Below are 14475 nucleotides of genomic sequence, written 5' to 3'. Positions count from 1 at the left end.
GCGCGCGCAAGGGTGCCTCTGTCGTTGGCCCCAGCATCCGTGCGGGTTTCAGCGGCGAACAGGCCCCAGCAGGACCATCAGCTTCTCCCGCAGGCCGACGACGGTCACCGGTTTGGCGATGAAGGCGTTCACGCCCAGGTCGCGGGCCTTAAGCACCATTTCCTTCTGGGCGTGGTTGGTCAGGAAGATTACGGGCGTGCGGCGGCCCAGCTCTTCCTTCTGGCGCAGGTGGCTGAGGAAGGTCAGCCCGTCCACCGGTCGCATCTCGATGTCACAGATCACCACGTCAGGCTTGCGTTCCAGGGCGATGGAGAGGCCCGACGAACCGTCATCCGCTTCCCAGACCGTATGGAAATCCAACTGCTTCAGGATGCGGATCACCACCGTGCGGATGAAGTCCTGGTCCTCGATCACCAGCGCCTTCATCTGGCCGAACGGGCTTGCGCCGTAGAACACCATCACCATCCCTGCACGTTGGCGGGAATTTACCCCGTTGGGTTAGCCTATAGCGTTTGGATAGACCTTTCCATCCTCTGGAAGGCGCCGGGCAAGTCCGCCGCGGCTGAACGGGCCAACTCGGGTTGACCGGCCAACAGCGCCTGCTCGACCCGATCCGCCAGCGCGGCCAGCTCGGTCGCGCCGCCGGCCTTGCAGACGCCGGCGAGAGCGTGAGCCTGATGGCGGGCCTCCTCCAGCTCCCCCTCGGCCAGGGCAGCCTCCACGGCCCCCAGCAATGGGCGGGCGGAGTCGGTGAACTGCCGCAGGAAGTCGCGGGCGTCGGTATCGATGCTGCCGAACAGTTCCAGGGTCATGGCGGGGTCGAATGGAACAAGCCCCGGACCCCCGCCCCCCGCCACCGCACCGGGCGCGAGCGGTTCCAGCGCGGCGGGCAGCCAGCGGCGCAGGCACTGGTCCAGACGGGTGAGATCGACAGGCTTGGCCAGGAAATCGTCCATCCCGGCCCGGATGCAGCGTTGGTCCTCCCCCGCCATGGCGTTCGCGGTCAGGGCGATGACGGGGACATGGCGGCCGGTACCCGCCTCCGCGGCGCGGATGGCCTCGGTCAGCTCGAACCCGTCCATGTCGGGCATGTTGCAGTCGGTCAGGACAAGCCCATATCCACCCCGCCGCCATGCCTCCAGCGCCTGCCGCCCGCTGGGGAAGACATCGCAGGCCACCCCCAACAAGCCAAGCTGACGCCGCACGACCATCTGGTTCACGGCCTGATCCTCGGCTACCAGCACCAGGGTGCCGCGTGCCTGGGCTTCCTCCCGCGGGGGCGGTTCCCGTGTGGGGCGCAGCAGGGCGGCCGACGGGCCGCTGTCGGCCTCCTGCCCCCTACCCGCCGCGGCGGCAACGGCGCGGACCAGGGCCAGCCGTCGCACCGGGCGGGCCACCAACCGCGCGTCGGGGGCAAGATCCAGCGGACGGCGCGAATCCGCGTCGGCGATGATCACGGCCGGCAGGCCTGCCGAAGGGACGGCCCAATCCTCCCCCGTGCCGTTCCCCATGACGAGCACGTCCGCATCTTCCCCGGCTTCCGCCAACGTCGCCCCGGCGGCCCCGAGATAGGCGCCCACCGTTCCGGCCAGGGTTAAATCGACTGTTTCCAGCCGGACGCGGATGCCGGTCAAGGGCGGCTTGGCCCTGTCATCCCGGCCGGGCTCTTCCTCCAAAGCCACCGTGAACCAGAAGGTGGAGCCTTGGCCCGGACAGCTGTCCAGCCCGATCTGCCCCTTCATCAACTCCATCAGGCGACGACAGATGGACAGGCCCAGGCCGGTGCCGCCGAAGCGGCGGCTGGTGGATTTCTCCGCCTGGGTAAAGGGCTGGAAAAGCTTGGCCTGCACCGACTCCTCAATGCCGATGCCGGAGTCGGTGACGGAGACGCGCACTGTCACCCAGCCCTCGCCGCCCCCGGACAAGCGCTCCGCCCGGATAACCACGCCGCCGTGCTCGGTGAACTTGATGGCGTTGCCGGCCAGGTTGAACAGCACTTGGCGCAGCCGCACCGGGTCGCCCAGCAGGCGGTCGGGGATGGCCGGGTCCACATGGACATGGAAGGCCAAGCCCTTCTTGCGGGCATTGGGGACCAGCGTCTCCGCCACCCCTTCCACCAGGGCCGGCAGGTCCAGCGGGTGCCGGTCAATGTCCATCCGGCCCGCCTCGATCTTCGAGAAGTCCAGGATGTCGTCGATGATGTGCAGCAGCGTGCCCGCCGACTCGCGTGCCGTGCCCAGCATTTCCCGTTGGTCGGAGGTCAGGCTGGTGTGGGCCATCAACTCCAGCATGCCCAGCACCCCGTTCATCGGCGTGCGGATCTCATGGCTCATGGCCGCAAGGAAGCTGGACTTCAGCCGGCTGGCGCTCTCCGCCGCCCGGGCACTGCGGATGTTGTCGTAGGAGCGCAGGCCGGTGACGATGGTGATGAACAGCTTCTCCGAGGTCAGCTCGGTCTTCGACTTGTAGTCGTTGATGTCATAGCTGACGATCACGTCCCGCACCGGGGCTTGGCCGGGCTGGCCGGTGCGCAAGACAATGCGGACGTCGCTGTTGCCGAACTCCTCCCGGATCTTTCGGGCCAGGCGCAGGCCCGCGTCGTCCGTCTCCATCACGATGTCCAGCAGCGCCACGGCGATGTCGTCGCGGCGACGCAGGATGTCCTCGGCCTCCGCGGCCGAATGGGCCATCAGCAGTTCCAGGGGCCGGTCGTTGTAGCGCAGCTTGCCCAGGACGAGCCGCGTCATGATGTGGACTTCCTCATCATCGTCCACGACCAGCACGGGCCAGGGAACCCCATGGGCCGCCAAGTGCCCTTCCCCGCCTTCGTCCCCATCCTCCGGCGCGAACAGGTCGTCCAGATCGTCGCTGTCCGTCACGCAGCACCTCTGCCGGCCCAAGCTGGCTCCGCCCACCACCCTTGCCGCCCAAGGCGGATGCCGTGTGCGGGCCGGGGCCGATCAACCCGGACGCTAACATAGAAGAGGGCCCGCTTCACCCAGAAGGGGTATGGGGTCTTCCCCTCCCGGATGCGACATGGCAGCGACCCCCTTGCCGGAAAGGGCGCGGGCCGCTAGGAAAGGGCCGGTACGGATGGGTGGCCGAGTGGTTTAAGGCAGCGGTCTTGAAAACCGCCGTGGGGCAACTCACCGTGGGTTCGAATCCCACCCCATCCGCCAGCCTGTTTCCTGGTCCGCACAATACTAAAGTACAATAGTTTTATTGCGCGACAGCAGTGAAACCCCATCCAGACCAACTATAGGGCAAGTTCTTTGCCCCTGTCGATTTGATCTACCGCAGGGACGTCCTGCCCCAGGCCTGCCTACGCTGCTTCCCGTCATCAGAAATGGTCGGCCACGGGGCCGGCCGTCCTTCGGGAGAGCGGGAATGAGGAAGGCAGGATTGCTGGCCGGCGTCGTGCTGGCGGGCGTGCTGGGCGCGGCGGCGGCGCGGGCGGAGGATGGCAAGGCGGCGATGGCCGCGGCCGGGGAAGGCGTGTTCAACGCCAACTGCCATGCCTGCCACTCCGCCGACCCGTCGAAGAACACGTTCGGCCCCAGCCTGGTGGGCGTGGTTGGCCGCAAGGCCGGGTCCCAGCCGCGGTTCAAATATTCCAAGGCGCTGGAGGACTCCGGCCTGACCTGGACGGAGGACAATCTTCGCCTCTGGATCGCGGACAACACCGCCCTGGTGCCGCAGACCCGCATGCGCCACGTGGCCATCGCCGACAAGGCGCAGCAGGACTACCTGATCGCCTATCTCAACAGCCTGAAGTAAGGCGCCGTAGGTCGGATTAGCGGGCGTAAGCCCGCGTAATCCGACGGCACGCGTGGCGGCCCGGGATTGTCGGATTACGGAACCTTGCGGCTCCTAATCCGACCTACGGGTCACGCCAGGGCAGTGGGTGGCGCCACGTTGAAGGCCACGTCCACCGGCGGCGGTTGGCGCAGGGTCTGGTAGACCACGCAGTAGCGCTCCGTCAGCTTGGCCAGGGTGGCCTTCTGCTCCTCGCTCAGGTCGCCTTCCAGGTCGAAGGTCAGGCGGATGTCGCGGAAGCCCACGGGGGCGTCCTTGGCCACGCCCAGGGTGCCGCGGAAGTCCAGGTCACCCTCCGCCCGCACGCTGCCACCGGTCACCCGCAGTTCCAGCGCCGTGGCGACGGCCTTCAGGGTCACGCCGGCGCAGGCCACCAGCGCCTCCAGCAGCATGTCGCCGGAGCAGGCGAAGCTGCCCGGACCGCCCGTGGCCGGGTGCAGGCCCGCCTCCACCAGGGCGCGGCCCGTCTCCACCTTGCAGACCAGCTTGTCGCTGTCCAGGGTGCCCTGGGCCTTGAGGGTGACCACCGCAGCGTCCGGCTGGTCCTTGTAGCGCTGCTTCAGCGGGGCCTGGAGCCCGCGCAGTTCATCCGCCTTCATCGTTCTTCTTCCGTGCGTTAGGGGCTGTTTCTGACAGGCCGCCTCAGGCCGGCTGCTCGCGGAAGCTTGGCGAGGGCGCCGGCCCGGGTTCCTCCGACGGGCATCCTGGCCCGCGCGCTGGGCGGCGCGCAACGCCTCCAATAGTCTCGTCCGCAGGGCCGGCAGCCGTTCGTCGTCCCGGCGGCCCTGGCGGGACAGGATGACCGCCTCCTCCACATGCACCCGCCCGGGATTACCGGCCAGCACCACCACCCGGTCGGCCAGGACCAGCGCCTCGTCGATGTCGTGGGTGACCAGCACCAGGGTCGGCCGCTCCTCCGGCGGGTAGCCGGACCAGACATCCACCAGATGGTCCTGCAGATCGGCGCGGGTCAGGGCGTCCAGGGCGCTGAAGGGTTCGTCCAGCAGCAGCACCTTGGGCCGCGTCACCAGCGCCCGGGCCAGGGCCACGCGCTGGGCCATGCCGCCGGAGAGTTGCCGCGGCAGGGCCGTGGCGAATCGGGTCAGGCCCACCCGCTCCAACGCGTCCGCCACCAACTGGTACTTCTCCGCCCGCCGCACGCCCGTCAGGCCGAACGCCACATTGTCGGCGATCTTCAGCCAGGGCATCAGCCGCGGCTCCTGGAACACCACCGCGATGTCCGGCCGTGGCCCGGTGACGGGGGAGCCGTCCAGCTCCACCAGCCCGCCCGTGGGCTGGTCCAGGCCGGAGACGAGGCGCAGCAGCGTGCTCTTGCCACAGCCGGAACCGCCCACCAGGGCCAGTATATCCCCCCGCCCCACGCCCAGGCTGATGCCGGACAGGGCCAGGTAGCCGTTGGCGTAGCGCTTCGCCACGTCGGTCAGGCGCAGCATCCCTTACCCCTTCCCCTTGAACCCGTCCTGCCAGGCGGCCAGCGGGGCCGTGGCCCTGGCCAGGGCCAGGTCGGTCATCTTGCCCAGGATGGCGAACAGCGTGATGCTGCCCAGGATCACGGGCGTCCGCCCGCTCATCTGCCCGTCCACCAGCAGGTATCCCAACCCCTCGCTGGCGCCCATGATCTCCGCCGCCACCACGAACATCCAGCCCAACCCCAGGCCGGAGCGCAGGCCGATGACATAGGTCGGCAGGGCCGCGGGCAACAGCACCCGGGTGACCATCTGCCAGCCGTTGTAGCGATAGACCCGCGCCACCTCCACCAGCTTGCGGTCCACGTCATGGATGGCGCTGGCCAGGTTCAGGTAGACGGGGAAGAAGACGCCCACCGCGATCAGTAGGACCTTCGACGTCTCGAAGATGCCGAACCACAGGATGAACAGCGGCACCCAGGCGATGCTGGGGATGTTGCGCAGGGCCTGGATGGTGGGGTCCAGCAGCCGCCGCGCCAGGGTGGAATAGCCGGTCAGGGCACCGATGGCGGTGCCCGCGGCGACGCCCAGCCCGAAGCCCACCAGGACCCGCCAGAGCGTGGCCCAGACATGGGTCCACAGTTCCCCGCTCTCCACCAGGGTGGCGATAGCGGCGAGCACGGTGGAAGGGGCCGGCAGCAGCTTGGTGGAAATCCAGCCAGCTCGGCCAGCCACCTCCCACGCCAGCAGCAGCGTGACCGGGACCACCAGCCCGACGGCCAGGTCCGCCAACCCGCCCTGCCGCAGCCGTGACAGGACATTGCCTGTCACGGCGGGGCGGAGGGGGCAGGGTCGGTGCGCTCGACGGACGCCATGGCCTGCCCCTCCCCTCAGTTCGCGGCCGACAGGCGCTTGCCGAAGGACGGCTCGATCAGCGCATCCACCTGGGCCGCCACGTCCACGTCCGCCGCGACCACGCCGGCCTGCTGCAGTGCTTGGCCCGCCTTCAGGATGGTATCCCGCTGGGCGGCGCCGATGGGCCCGTTGTTCAGCTTGGTGCGCTCAAGCTGCTTGGCTGCCACGGCCGGGTCAAGGTTCGCCACCTTGGCCAGAATCCCTTGCAGCACGGCGGGGTTGGCCTTCGCCTCCGCCCGGGCCTTCTCATAGAGCTGGAGGACCTTGGCGACGATCTCCGGCTGCTGGGCGGCGAAATCTTCCCGCACATTCAGCACGCCCCAGGTGTTCAGCTCCGGCGCGCGGTAGAACAGCTTGCTGCCGGCCTGCAGCTCCGTCTGGGCCATCATCGGGTCCAGCCCGGCCCAGGCGTCCACCTGCCCTGCCTCCAGCGCCGTCCGTCCGTCCTGGTGTTGCAGCAGCACGACCTTGATGTCCTTCTCGGTCAGGCCGTGGTCGGCCAAGGCGCGCAGCAGGAAGATGTAGGGATCGGTGCCCCGCGTCACAGCGACGCGCTTGCCCTTCAGGTCGGTGACCTTGGCGATGGCGCTGTCCTTGCCCGTGACCAGCGCCGTCCATTCAGGCTGGGAGAAGACATAGACGGACTTCAGGGACCCGCCATTGATCCGGGCCAGCAGGGCCGCGGCGCCGGCGGTGGACCCGAAATCCACGCCCTTGGCGTTCAGGAACTCGATGGCCTTGTTGGAGCCCAGGCTCTGCACCCAACGGACCTTGATGCCGTCCTTGGCGAACTCCTGCTCCGCCCAGCCCCGCTCCTTCAGCAGCAGGCTGAGGGGGTTGTAGGTGGCGAAGTCCAGGGTGACCGTATCAGGCTTGTCCGCGGCCAGGGTCTTGCCCGGCAGCAGTCCGGAGGCCGCGCCGACCAGCGCCAGGGCACCGGCGGCGAGGATCAGGGTACGGCGGAAGATCATCATCCATCTCCTTGGTCAGAAACAAAAAGTCCGCCGCAGCGTGGGCTGGGGCGGACATCATCTCTGACCTCGCCCCCCGCTTTAGCCGCATTTCTTAGGCGCCCGCAAGCTGAGGCTCAAATCGGCGCCGACCATGGGTGGGACGCTATTTCCTCATCAAAGCTTTGTCAAACGGATAGTTGAACAGCATTTTGAGTGTGTTTCAGATGCTTCGAAATCCGGTCTAACTTTCGGCCGATGCCGTCGGCCTAGAATTCGGGTTGCCCGTTCCCTCGGGTTCTCATAACCATCCAGTTGCCTGATCGGAATGAGATGCCGTCATCTCTGCAACCGATAAGGTGATGGTTTACGGGTGCGCCACGGGACCCGCGACGCGGCCAAGACGGATAGAGATGACGGAAAGCACGGCGACGGCGGAACAGACCAGCACCCACACCGCCCGGCGGCGCATCCTGATCGTGGAGGATGACGCGTTGGTTGCCCTGGGCATCCGGCTCACCCTCCAGGAAATGGGTTATGAGGTGGTGGGCATCGCCGCGTCCGAGCCGGAGGCGGTGACCCTGGCCACGGCGGAGCGGCCGGAGCTTGCCCTGATGGACATCCGGTTGCGCGGGCCGGTGGACGGGATCGACACGGCCCGGCGCCTGCGCTCGGAACTGGGCACCCGGTCCGTCTACCTGTCAGCCTACGCGGATGAGCACACCCTGGCCCGGGTGGCGCAGACCTTCCCCCTGGGTTTCGTGCAGAAACCCTACTCCGCGCCCCAGCTCCGGGCGGCGCTGGAACTGGCCTTCCGGCGGCTGAGCCAGCCCGGGGAAAGCGGCACAGCCTGAGCAGCGGCCGCGAATTGTCGAGACCGGCATTTTTCGCGGGAATAATACCGGCAACCGGCGTGTTCAGGGGATGGCAGGCCTGGGAGTCGGTCCTGGGCCAGACGTGACCGCTCGTGACCACGTGACAAGGAGCATGCAGATGCGCGCCAAGATTTGGCTGCTGTCCACCGCCATGGTTTTCGGTCTTGCCGCCTGTGGCGACAACGCTGGCAACAACGCGGGCAACACCAGCTCCCCGCCGCCGGCCACCTCCAACCCTCCGGCCACCGAGGGTACCACCACCCCGACCACGCCGGGCACCGGCACGGGTGACACCACGACCCCGGGCGCCACCACCCCGCCGACCACCCCGGACACGTCCGGCGGCACCACGGGCAGCGGCAGCGGCACCGGCGGCACGCCCCGCTAAGCCGTCCCGGCAGCGCACAAGGCCAGGGCCGCCCCCTCCGGGGCGGCCCTTCGCTTTTCAGCAGGTCATTCCGGCGGCACGGGGCGTGGCCGGCGGTCCTCACCCAGGGCCACATAGGTGAAGACGCCCTCCGTCACCTTGAATGCCTCCCCGCTGTAGCGGCGGCTCCAGACGTCGATCTTCACGCGGATGGAGGTGGTGCCCACCTTCTCGATCCGGCCATAGAAGTTCACCTCGTCGCCTAAGCTGACGGGGCGCAGGAACTTCATCGCCTCCACGCCCACGGTGGCGAGCCGGCCCTTGGCCCGGCGGGCAGCCACCGCCGCCCCGGCCAGGTCCATCTGCGACATCACCCAGCCGCCGAACACATCCCCGTTGCCGTTGAGGTCCCGGGGCATGGCGAAGGTGCGCAGGGCCGGCGCGTCGCGGTCGAAGTCGGGAACGCCGTCGTCCGGTGGGGCCATGGTCTGTGTTTCCCTCAGGTTACAAAATCTGGTGGCAGGCAGTGCCAGGATGCCGCATTCCTTGAACAAGCGCGGGCATCAGCCTTATAATCCTGCACCATGAGCGACTTGTTCCAGAACACCGCCCGCAAGCAGGACAGCTATTCCGCCTCGGATATCGAGGTGTTGGAAGGGCTTGAACCCGTACGCCGCCGCCCCGGCATGTATATCGGCGGCACGGATGAGCGAGCGCTGCACCACCTCGCCTCGGAAATCCTCGACAACGCCATGGATGAGGCGGTGGCAGGCCATGCCAGCCGCATCGACCTGGAGCTGGCGGCCGACGGCAGCGTGACCGTGCGCGACAATGGCCGCGGCATCCCGGTGGACGAGCACCCCAAGTACCCCGGCAAGTCGGCGCTGGAGGTGATCTTCACCACCCTGCACTCCGGCGGCAAGTTCTCCGGCAAGGTCTACGCCACGTCCGGCGGCCTGCACGGCGTGGGCTCCGCCGTGGTGAACGCCCTGTCCGACCGGCTGCATGTGGAGGTGGCGCGCGACCGCCAGCTTTTCACCCAGACCTACAGCCGCGGCGTGCCGCTGGGCCCCATCGTCAATGTGGGCCCCGTGCACAACCGGCGCGGCACCGTCGTCACCTTCCACCCCGACGCCCTGATCTTCGGGGAAGACGCCAAGCTGAAGCCGGAGCGGCTGTACCGCCTCTGCCGCTCCAAGGCGTACCTGTACCGGGGCGTGGAAATCCGCTGGAGCTGCGACCCCGGCCTGCTGGCCGCCGACAGCCCCGTGCCGGCGGCGGAGACGCTGCATTTCCCGAACGGCCTGCTGGACTATCTCTCAGGCGCGCTGAAGGACCGCCGTTCCGTCACCCCGCAACCCTTCGCGGGGGAAACCGCCTTCCCCAATGAGGCGGGTCGGGTGGAATGGGCCATCGCCTGGCCGGACGATGATGAGGGCTTCAGCCACACCTACTGCAACACTATCCCCACCCCCCTGGGCGGCACCCATGAGCAGGGCCTGCGCTCCGCCCTCACCCGGGCGCTGAAGGGATATGGGGAGTTGGTGGGCAACAAGCGGGCGGCACAAGTCACGGCGGACGACGTGATGGACGGGGCCACCGTGCTGCTGTCCGTCTTCATCCGCGACCCGCAGTTCCAGGGCCAGACCAAGGAACGCTTGGTCAGCCCGGAGGCGCAGCGCCTAGTGGACGTGGCCATCAAGGACCATTTCGACCACTGGCTCTCCGCCACGCCCGACGCCTCCAAGGCCCTGATCGAGCGGCTGATCGAGAAGGCGGAGGAGCGGGCACGCAAGCGCGCTGCCAAGGAGATGGCCCGCAAGTCGCCCACACGGCGCCTGCGGTTGCCCGGCAAGCTGGCCGACTGCTCCCGGCAGAGTGCCGAGAACACGGAGATCTTCATCGTCGAGGGTGACTCGGCCGGCGGCTCCGCCAAGCAGGCCCGCAACCGGGAAACCCAGGCCATCCTGCCCCTTCGCGGCAAGATCCTGAACGTGGCCAGCGCGTCCGTGGACAAGTTGCGCGGCAACCAGGAACTGGCCGACCTCGCCCAGGCGCTGGGCTGCGGGACGGGCAAGGAGTTCAGCGTCGACAAGCTGCGGTATGAGCGGGTCATCATCATGACCGACGCGGACGTGGACGGTGCCCACATCGCCAGCTTGCTCATGACGTTCTTCTACCGGGAGATGCCGGGCCTGATCCAGTCGGGGCACCTGTACCTGGCCCTGCCGCCACTCTATCGCCTGTCCGGCGGCAACACGGTGCGCTATGCCCGTGACGACGCGCACAAGGACGAGCTGATGAAGACCGTCTTCAAGAACGTGCGCGGCAAGGTGGAGATCAGCCGGTTCAAGGGTCTGGGCGAGATGCCGCCGGGGCAGCTGAAGGAAACCACCATGGACCCGTCCAAGCGCACCCTGCTGCGCGTGGTCGTGCCCGACCTGAAGGACCCGGACCAGGAAGACGACGTGAAGGCGACGCAGAGCCTGGTGGAAAGCCTGATGGGCCGCAAGGCGGAACTGCGCTTCAAGTACATCACCGAGAATGCCAAGTTCGCGCAGGATCTGGACGTCTAGGACAGGAGGCCGGGTGGGATGGCACGTTTGACCCTGGACGGCTCTTCCTCTCGCCTCGCCATCATCGACATGCAGGGCCGGCTATTGCGGGCCGTGCAACATGGTGACCACGTGACCAACCGCTGCCGCATCCTGGCGACAGGGGCGCGGCGGTTGGGGGTGCCTGTCGTGGCGACGGAACAGAACCCCGCGGGCATCGGTGGGACCGTGGAACCCCTGGCAGGGCTGGCCGAACAGGCCTTCGACAAGGCCACGTTCGACGCCACCCATGTCCCGGCCTTCCGCACCTGGGCTGAGGCCGGCGGCACCGTGGTGCTGTGCGGGGCAGAGGCGCATGTCTGCGTGTTGCAGACGGCACTGGGCTTGCGGGCCATCGGCCTGCCCGTCGCGGTGGCGGCAGACGCCGTCGGCTCCCGCCATGCCGAGAACAAGGCCGCCGCGCTGGAACGGATGCGCGCCCACGGGGTGGACGTGGTCACCGTGGAAATGGCCTTGTTCGAGTGGATGGGCCGCTATGACCGGCCGGAGTTCAGGGACATCCTGGCGCTGATCCGGTAGCGGCCTTGCCCGACCTCAGTGGTGACCGTGCCCGTGGCCATGGTGGTGGCCGTGGCCGTCCCCCTCCGGCGCCTTCAGGGCGAAGATGCAGACGGCGGAAATGGCGGTGACGACGAACAGGACGCCGATGGCGGCGAAGCTCATGGAACCCTCCCTCAGGATGGCGAGACCCTAGCCGCTGGCCCCTGCCCCTGCAACCGCGCCGATGCCGCGGGGGTGAAGGTCAGGGCTGGGCCAGCCACTCCCGCATCAAGGCGGTGACGGCTTCCGGTTGCTCCAACGTCGACAGGTGGCCACAGCGCTCCACGACGGCGACCCTGGCGCCAGGGATGCCGGCCGCCATTTCCTCCGCCCGGTCCGGCGGGGTGATGGCGTCTTCCCGCCCGACGATGCAGAGGGTGGGTACCTGGATGCTTGGCAGGCCGGGACGGCTGTCGGGACGGTCCATGATGGCCCGCTGCTGCCGGCAGAACGCCTCCACCCCGATGTCGAGGGCCATGGCGGTGATGGTGCCGGCCAGGGACTCGTCGCGGAGCCGGTCCGGGTGGATGAGGTTCGGCAGCAGCAAACCGGGAATCGAGGCAAACTTGCCGCCCTCGGCCAAGCGGATCAGCCCTTCCCTGCGCGCCCGCTGCTCCGCCGTGTCGGGGCGGGCGGTGGTGTCCAGCAGGCAGAGCCTGGACACACGCCCCGGTGCTTGGCGCAGGATCTCAAAGGCCAGGTAGCCGCCCATGGACAGGCCGGCCAGGGCGAATCGGTCCGGCATGTGGGCCAGGACCTGCCCCGCCAGGGCCACCATGCTGTCCGCACCGGTCATGTCCGGCACGGAGATGTCGGCCATGTCCGACAGGTGCGAAGCTTGATGATTCCAGAGCCGTGCGTCGCACAACAAGCCCGGCAACAGCACGAGGGGCAGCCTTGCGTTCCTGTATTGCGCCGACATCGCCCGAAATCCTTGCCCTGTGGCCCGAACCTTGATAGGGAAACCCGGACCGTAGCCCAGGCCGACGCCGGTGCCAAGCCGCGCGGCTTGTCTGCTGTCTGCCCGCCGGGCTCGCCCCACCGGCATTGACCAGCGGGTGAAGCAACCCATCTATGCCGCTGACGTCACGGCACTGATCGACGTCCCAGCATAAGACGAAGGCCGAATGCACTTTTCGGAACTTGGGCTCGGGCCCGAAGTCCTGCGCGCCGTTGAGGATGCCGGCTACACCACGCCGACTCCCATCCAGGAAAAGGCGATCCCGTGGGTTCTCCAGGGGCGGGACGTGCTCGGCTGCGCCCAGACCGGGACAGGCAAGACGGCCGGCTTCACCCTGCCGATGATCGAGATCCTGGCCCAGGGCCGGGCCAAGGCGCGGATGCCGCGCTCGCTCATCCTGGAGCCGACCCGCGAGCTGGCCGCCCAGGTCGCCGAAAACTTCGAGACCTACGGCAAGTACAACAAGCTGAACATGGCGCTGCTGATCGGCGGCGAGTCCTTCGGCGACCAGATCAAGAAGCTGGAACGTGGCGTGGACGTGCTGATCGCCACGCCCGGCCGCATGATGGACCTGTTCGACCGCGGCAACATCCTGCTGACCGACATCAAGATCCTGGTGATCGACGAGGCGGACCGCATGCTCGACATGGGGTTCATCCCCGATATCGAGCGCATCGTCGGCCTGCTTCCCAAGATCCGCCAGACCCTGTTCTTCAGCGCCACCATGCCGCCGGAGATCAAGCGGCTGGCCGACCAGTTCCTGATGAACCCGCGTGAGGTGACGGTGGCCCCGCCCGCCTCCCCCGCAGCGACGGTGACCCAGGCGCTGGTCGTCGTGGACGACATGGACAAGCGCAAGGCGCTGCGCCACTTCCTGAAGACGGACGACGTCAAGAACGCCTTCATCTTCTGCAACCGCAAGAAGGACGTGGCGATCCTGCACCAGTCGCTGGTCAAGCACGGCTTCAACGCCGGCGCCCTGCACGGCGACATGGTCCAGTCCAAGCGGACGGAGACACTGGAGGCCTTCAAGGCAGGCAAGCTGGACCTGCTGGTCTGCTCCGACGTGGCGGCCCGCGGTATCGACATTTCCGGCGTCAGCCACGTCTTCAACTTCGATACGCCCCACCACTCCGAGGACTATGTCCACCGCATCGGCCGCACCGGCCGGGCGGGCAAGTCCGGCCGCGCCTTCACCATCGCGACGCCGGAGGACGGCAAGCTGGTCCTGGCCATTGAGAAGCTCATCGGCAAGGAGATTCCGCGCGTCCTGGTGGACGGGCTAGAGTCGCCCGAGCTGGACTTCTCCGAGGGCGCCGGCCGCCGCCGCGGTGGCCGCGGTGGCAAGAAGGATGAGCCGAGGCGTGACCGCGACCGTTCCCGCCGCCCCCGGGGCGAGGCCGCGGAGGCTGCGCCCGTGGAAGCCGTCGCCGCCGCCGAGCCGGACCAGGAGCCGCGCCACCGTCGCCGCCGCGATGAGCGCCCTGCCCAGGAGGAGCGCGCCGAGCGTCCCGCCCGGGGTGAGCGTCGCGACCGGGTCGAGGCGTATCCCCGCGTGGAGGGGGGCCGCGACCGCAGTGACTATCGCGACCACCGCGAGGATCGCCGCCGCCGCCGGGAGGAGCAGGACGAGGATCGGGTGCCGGTCATCGGCTTCGGTGACGACGTGCCGGCCTTCATCCTGCGCGCCGCCCGCCCGCCCAAGGCCGCGTCGGCGACCGAGACCGGGGCCGACTCCGAGGGCTGAAGGCCATGCAGACCATCTTCGTCCAGGTGAAGTGCGAGCTTGGCAAGGCCTATGAGGTGGCCGACCTCGCCGTACAGACGGTGGAGGAGGTCTCCGAGGTGCACTCCATCTCCGGCCAGTACGACCTGATGATGAAGTGTTTCCTGGCCGATGGCGACGATATCGGCCACTTCGTCACCGGCCGTATCCAGACCCTGGCCGGGGTGAAGGACACTTTCACCATCATCACCTTCAAGGCTTTCGTCTGACGCGGGGCATGGCC

15 protein-coding genes and 1 tRNA gene are annotated in these 14475 nt (G+C 68.2%); 8 read left to right on the top strand and 8 right to left on the bottom strand.

Annotation, left to right across the window (positions count from 1 at the left end):
- Positions 1-48 precede the first annotated feature (48 nt).
- A complete protein-coding gene (locus tag HHL28_RS05650; protein ID WP_404326599.1) occupies positions 49-459 on the bottom strand; it encodes a response regulator in 411 nt (136 codons plus the stop codon).
- Positions 460-503: 44 nt separating this feature from the next.
- Positions 504-2879, bottom strand: coding sequence for a response regulator (locus tag HHL28_RS05645; RefSeq protein WP_404326598.1), 2376 nt, complete (start codon positions 2877-2879; stop codon positions 504-506).
- A 212-nt stretch (positions 2880-3091) separates the two neighbouring features.
- Between HHL28_RS05645 and HHL28_RS05640 the strand changes: the two genes are divergently transcribed.
- Both HHL28_RS05640 and HHL28_RS05635 read left to right on the top strand, forming a co-directional pair.
- A tRNA-Ser gene (locus tag HHL28_RS05640) sits at positions 3092-3179 on the top strand.
- A 208-nt stretch (positions 3180-3387) separates the two neighbouring features.
- Positions 3388-3777: a c-type cytochrome gene (locus HHL28_RS05635; protein ID WP_075769283.1), complete on the top strand. Its 390-nt coding sequence runs from the start codon at positions 3388-3390 to the stop codon at positions 3775-3777.
- A gap of 110 nt (positions 3778-3887) precedes the next feature.
- Here HHL28_RS05635 and HHL28_RS18375 read toward each other — a convergent pair whose 3' ends face one another.
- The 3 genes from HHL28_RS18375 to HHL28_RS05615 are packed head-to-tail and all read right to left on the bottom strand — an operon-like array spanning position 3888 to position 7129.
- A complete protein-coding gene (locus HHL28_RS18375) occupies positions 3888-5270 on the bottom strand; it encodes an ATP-binding cassette domain-containing protein (protein ID WP_404326595.1) in 1383 nt (460 codons plus the stop codon).
- A gap of 3 nt (positions 5271-5273) precedes the next feature.
- The gene (locus tag HHL28_RS05620) at positions 5274-6074 is read right to left on the bottom strand and encodes an ABC transporter permease (protein WP_169654851.1); all 801 of its coding nucleotides are present in this window, start codon (positions 6072-6074) and stop codon (positions 5274-5276) included.
- Positions 6075-6133: 59 nt separating this feature from the next.
- Positions 6134-7129: an aliphatic sulfonate ABC transporter substrate-binding protein gene (locus HHL28_RS05615; RefSeq protein ID WP_075769279.1), complete on the bottom strand. Its 996-nt coding sequence runs from the start codon at positions 7127-7129 to the stop codon at positions 6134-6136.
- Between the two features lie 392 nt (positions 7130-7521).
- On the opposite strand from HHL28_RS05615, the gene HHL28_RS05610 reads away from it, so the two are divergent.
- Together HHL28_RS05610 and HHL28_RS05605 are read left to right on the top strand one after the other, a co-directional pair.
- The gene (locus tag HHL28_RS05610) at positions 7522-7962 is read left to right on the top strand and encodes a response regulator (RefSeq protein ID WP_075769278.1); all 441 of its coding nucleotides are present in this window, start codon (positions 7522-7524) and stop codon (positions 7960-7962) included.
- 139 nt (positions 7963-8101) lie between these two features.
- Positions 8102-8371 carry a hypothetical protein gene (locus tag HHL28_RS05605; RefSeq protein WP_075769277.1) on the top strand — a complete coding sequence of 90 codons (270 nt, stop codon included), beginning with the start codon at positions 8102-8104 and terminating at the stop codon, positions 8369-8371.
- A 65-nt stretch (positions 8372-8436) separates the two neighbouring features.
- Here the strand turns inward: HHL28_RS05605 and HHL28_RS05600 are convergent, their stop codons facing one another.
- Complete coding sequence (locus HHL28_RS05600) at positions 8437-8835, bottom strand: acyl-CoA thioesterase (protein ID WP_075769276.1); 399 nt, start codon at positions 8833-8835, stop codon at positions 8437-8439.
- 99 nt (positions 8836-8934) lie between these two features.
- Here HHL28_RS05600 and parE point away from each other — a divergent pair, with 99 nt between their 5' ends.
- The gene (gene parE / locus HHL28_RS05595) at positions 8935-10926 is read left to right on the top strand and encodes a DNA topoisomerase IV subunit B (RefSeq protein ID WP_075769275.1); all 1992 of its coding nucleotides are present in this window, start codon (positions 8935-8937) and stop codon (positions 10924-10926) included.
- Between the two features lie 18 nt (positions 10927-10944).
- Positions 10945-11484 carry an isochorismatase family protein gene (locus HHL28_RS05590; protein ID WP_075769274.1) on the top strand — a complete coding sequence of 180 codons (540 nt, stop codon included), beginning with the start codon at positions 10945-10947 and terminating at the stop codon, positions 11482-11484.
- A 15-nt stretch (positions 11485-11499) separates the two neighbouring features.
- Here the strand turns inward: HHL28_RS05590 and HHL28_RS18370 are convergent, their stop codons facing one another.
- Together HHL28_RS18370 and HHL28_RS05585 are read right to left on the bottom strand one after the other, a co-directional pair.
- Positions 11500-11628, bottom strand: a complete 129-nt coding sequence (locus HHL28_RS18370; protein ID WP_404326590.1) for a hypothetical protein — start codon at positions 11626-11628, stop codon at positions 11500-11502.
- A 79-nt stretch (positions 11629-11707) separates the two neighbouring features.
- Positions 11708-12427, bottom strand: coding sequence for an alpha/beta fold hydrolase (locus tag HHL28_RS05585; RefSeq protein WP_075769273.1), 720 nt, complete (start codon positions 12425-12427; stop codon positions 11708-11710).
- A gap of 205 nt (positions 12428-12632) precedes the next feature.
- On the opposite strand from HHL28_RS05585, the gene HHL28_RS05580 reads away from it, so the two are divergent.
- Both HHL28_RS05580 and HHL28_RS05575 read left to right on the top strand, forming a co-directional pair.
- On the top strand, positions 12633-14213 hold the full coding sequence (locus HHL28_RS05580) for a DEAD/DEAH box helicase (protein ID WP_075769272.1): 1581 nt from the start codon (positions 12633-12635) through the stop codon (positions 14211-14213).
- A 5-nt stretch (positions 14214-14218) separates the two neighbouring features.
- Complete coding sequence (locus tag HHL28_RS05575) at positions 14219-14461, top strand: Lrp/AsnC ligand binding domain-containing protein (RefSeq protein WP_075769271.1); 243 nt, start codon at positions 14219-14221, stop codon at positions 14459-14461.
- Positions 14462-14475: the final 14 nt, after the last annotated feature.

Source organism: Aerophototrophica crusticola (assembly GCF_012913305.1).
Lineage (GTDB): Bacteria > Pseudomonadota > Alphaproteobacteria > Azospirillales > Azospirillaceae > Niveispirillum > Niveispirillum crusticola.
The sequence above is the reverse complement of the archived record's forward strand: the minus strand, read 5'-3'. Positions and strand labels throughout refer to the sequence as shown.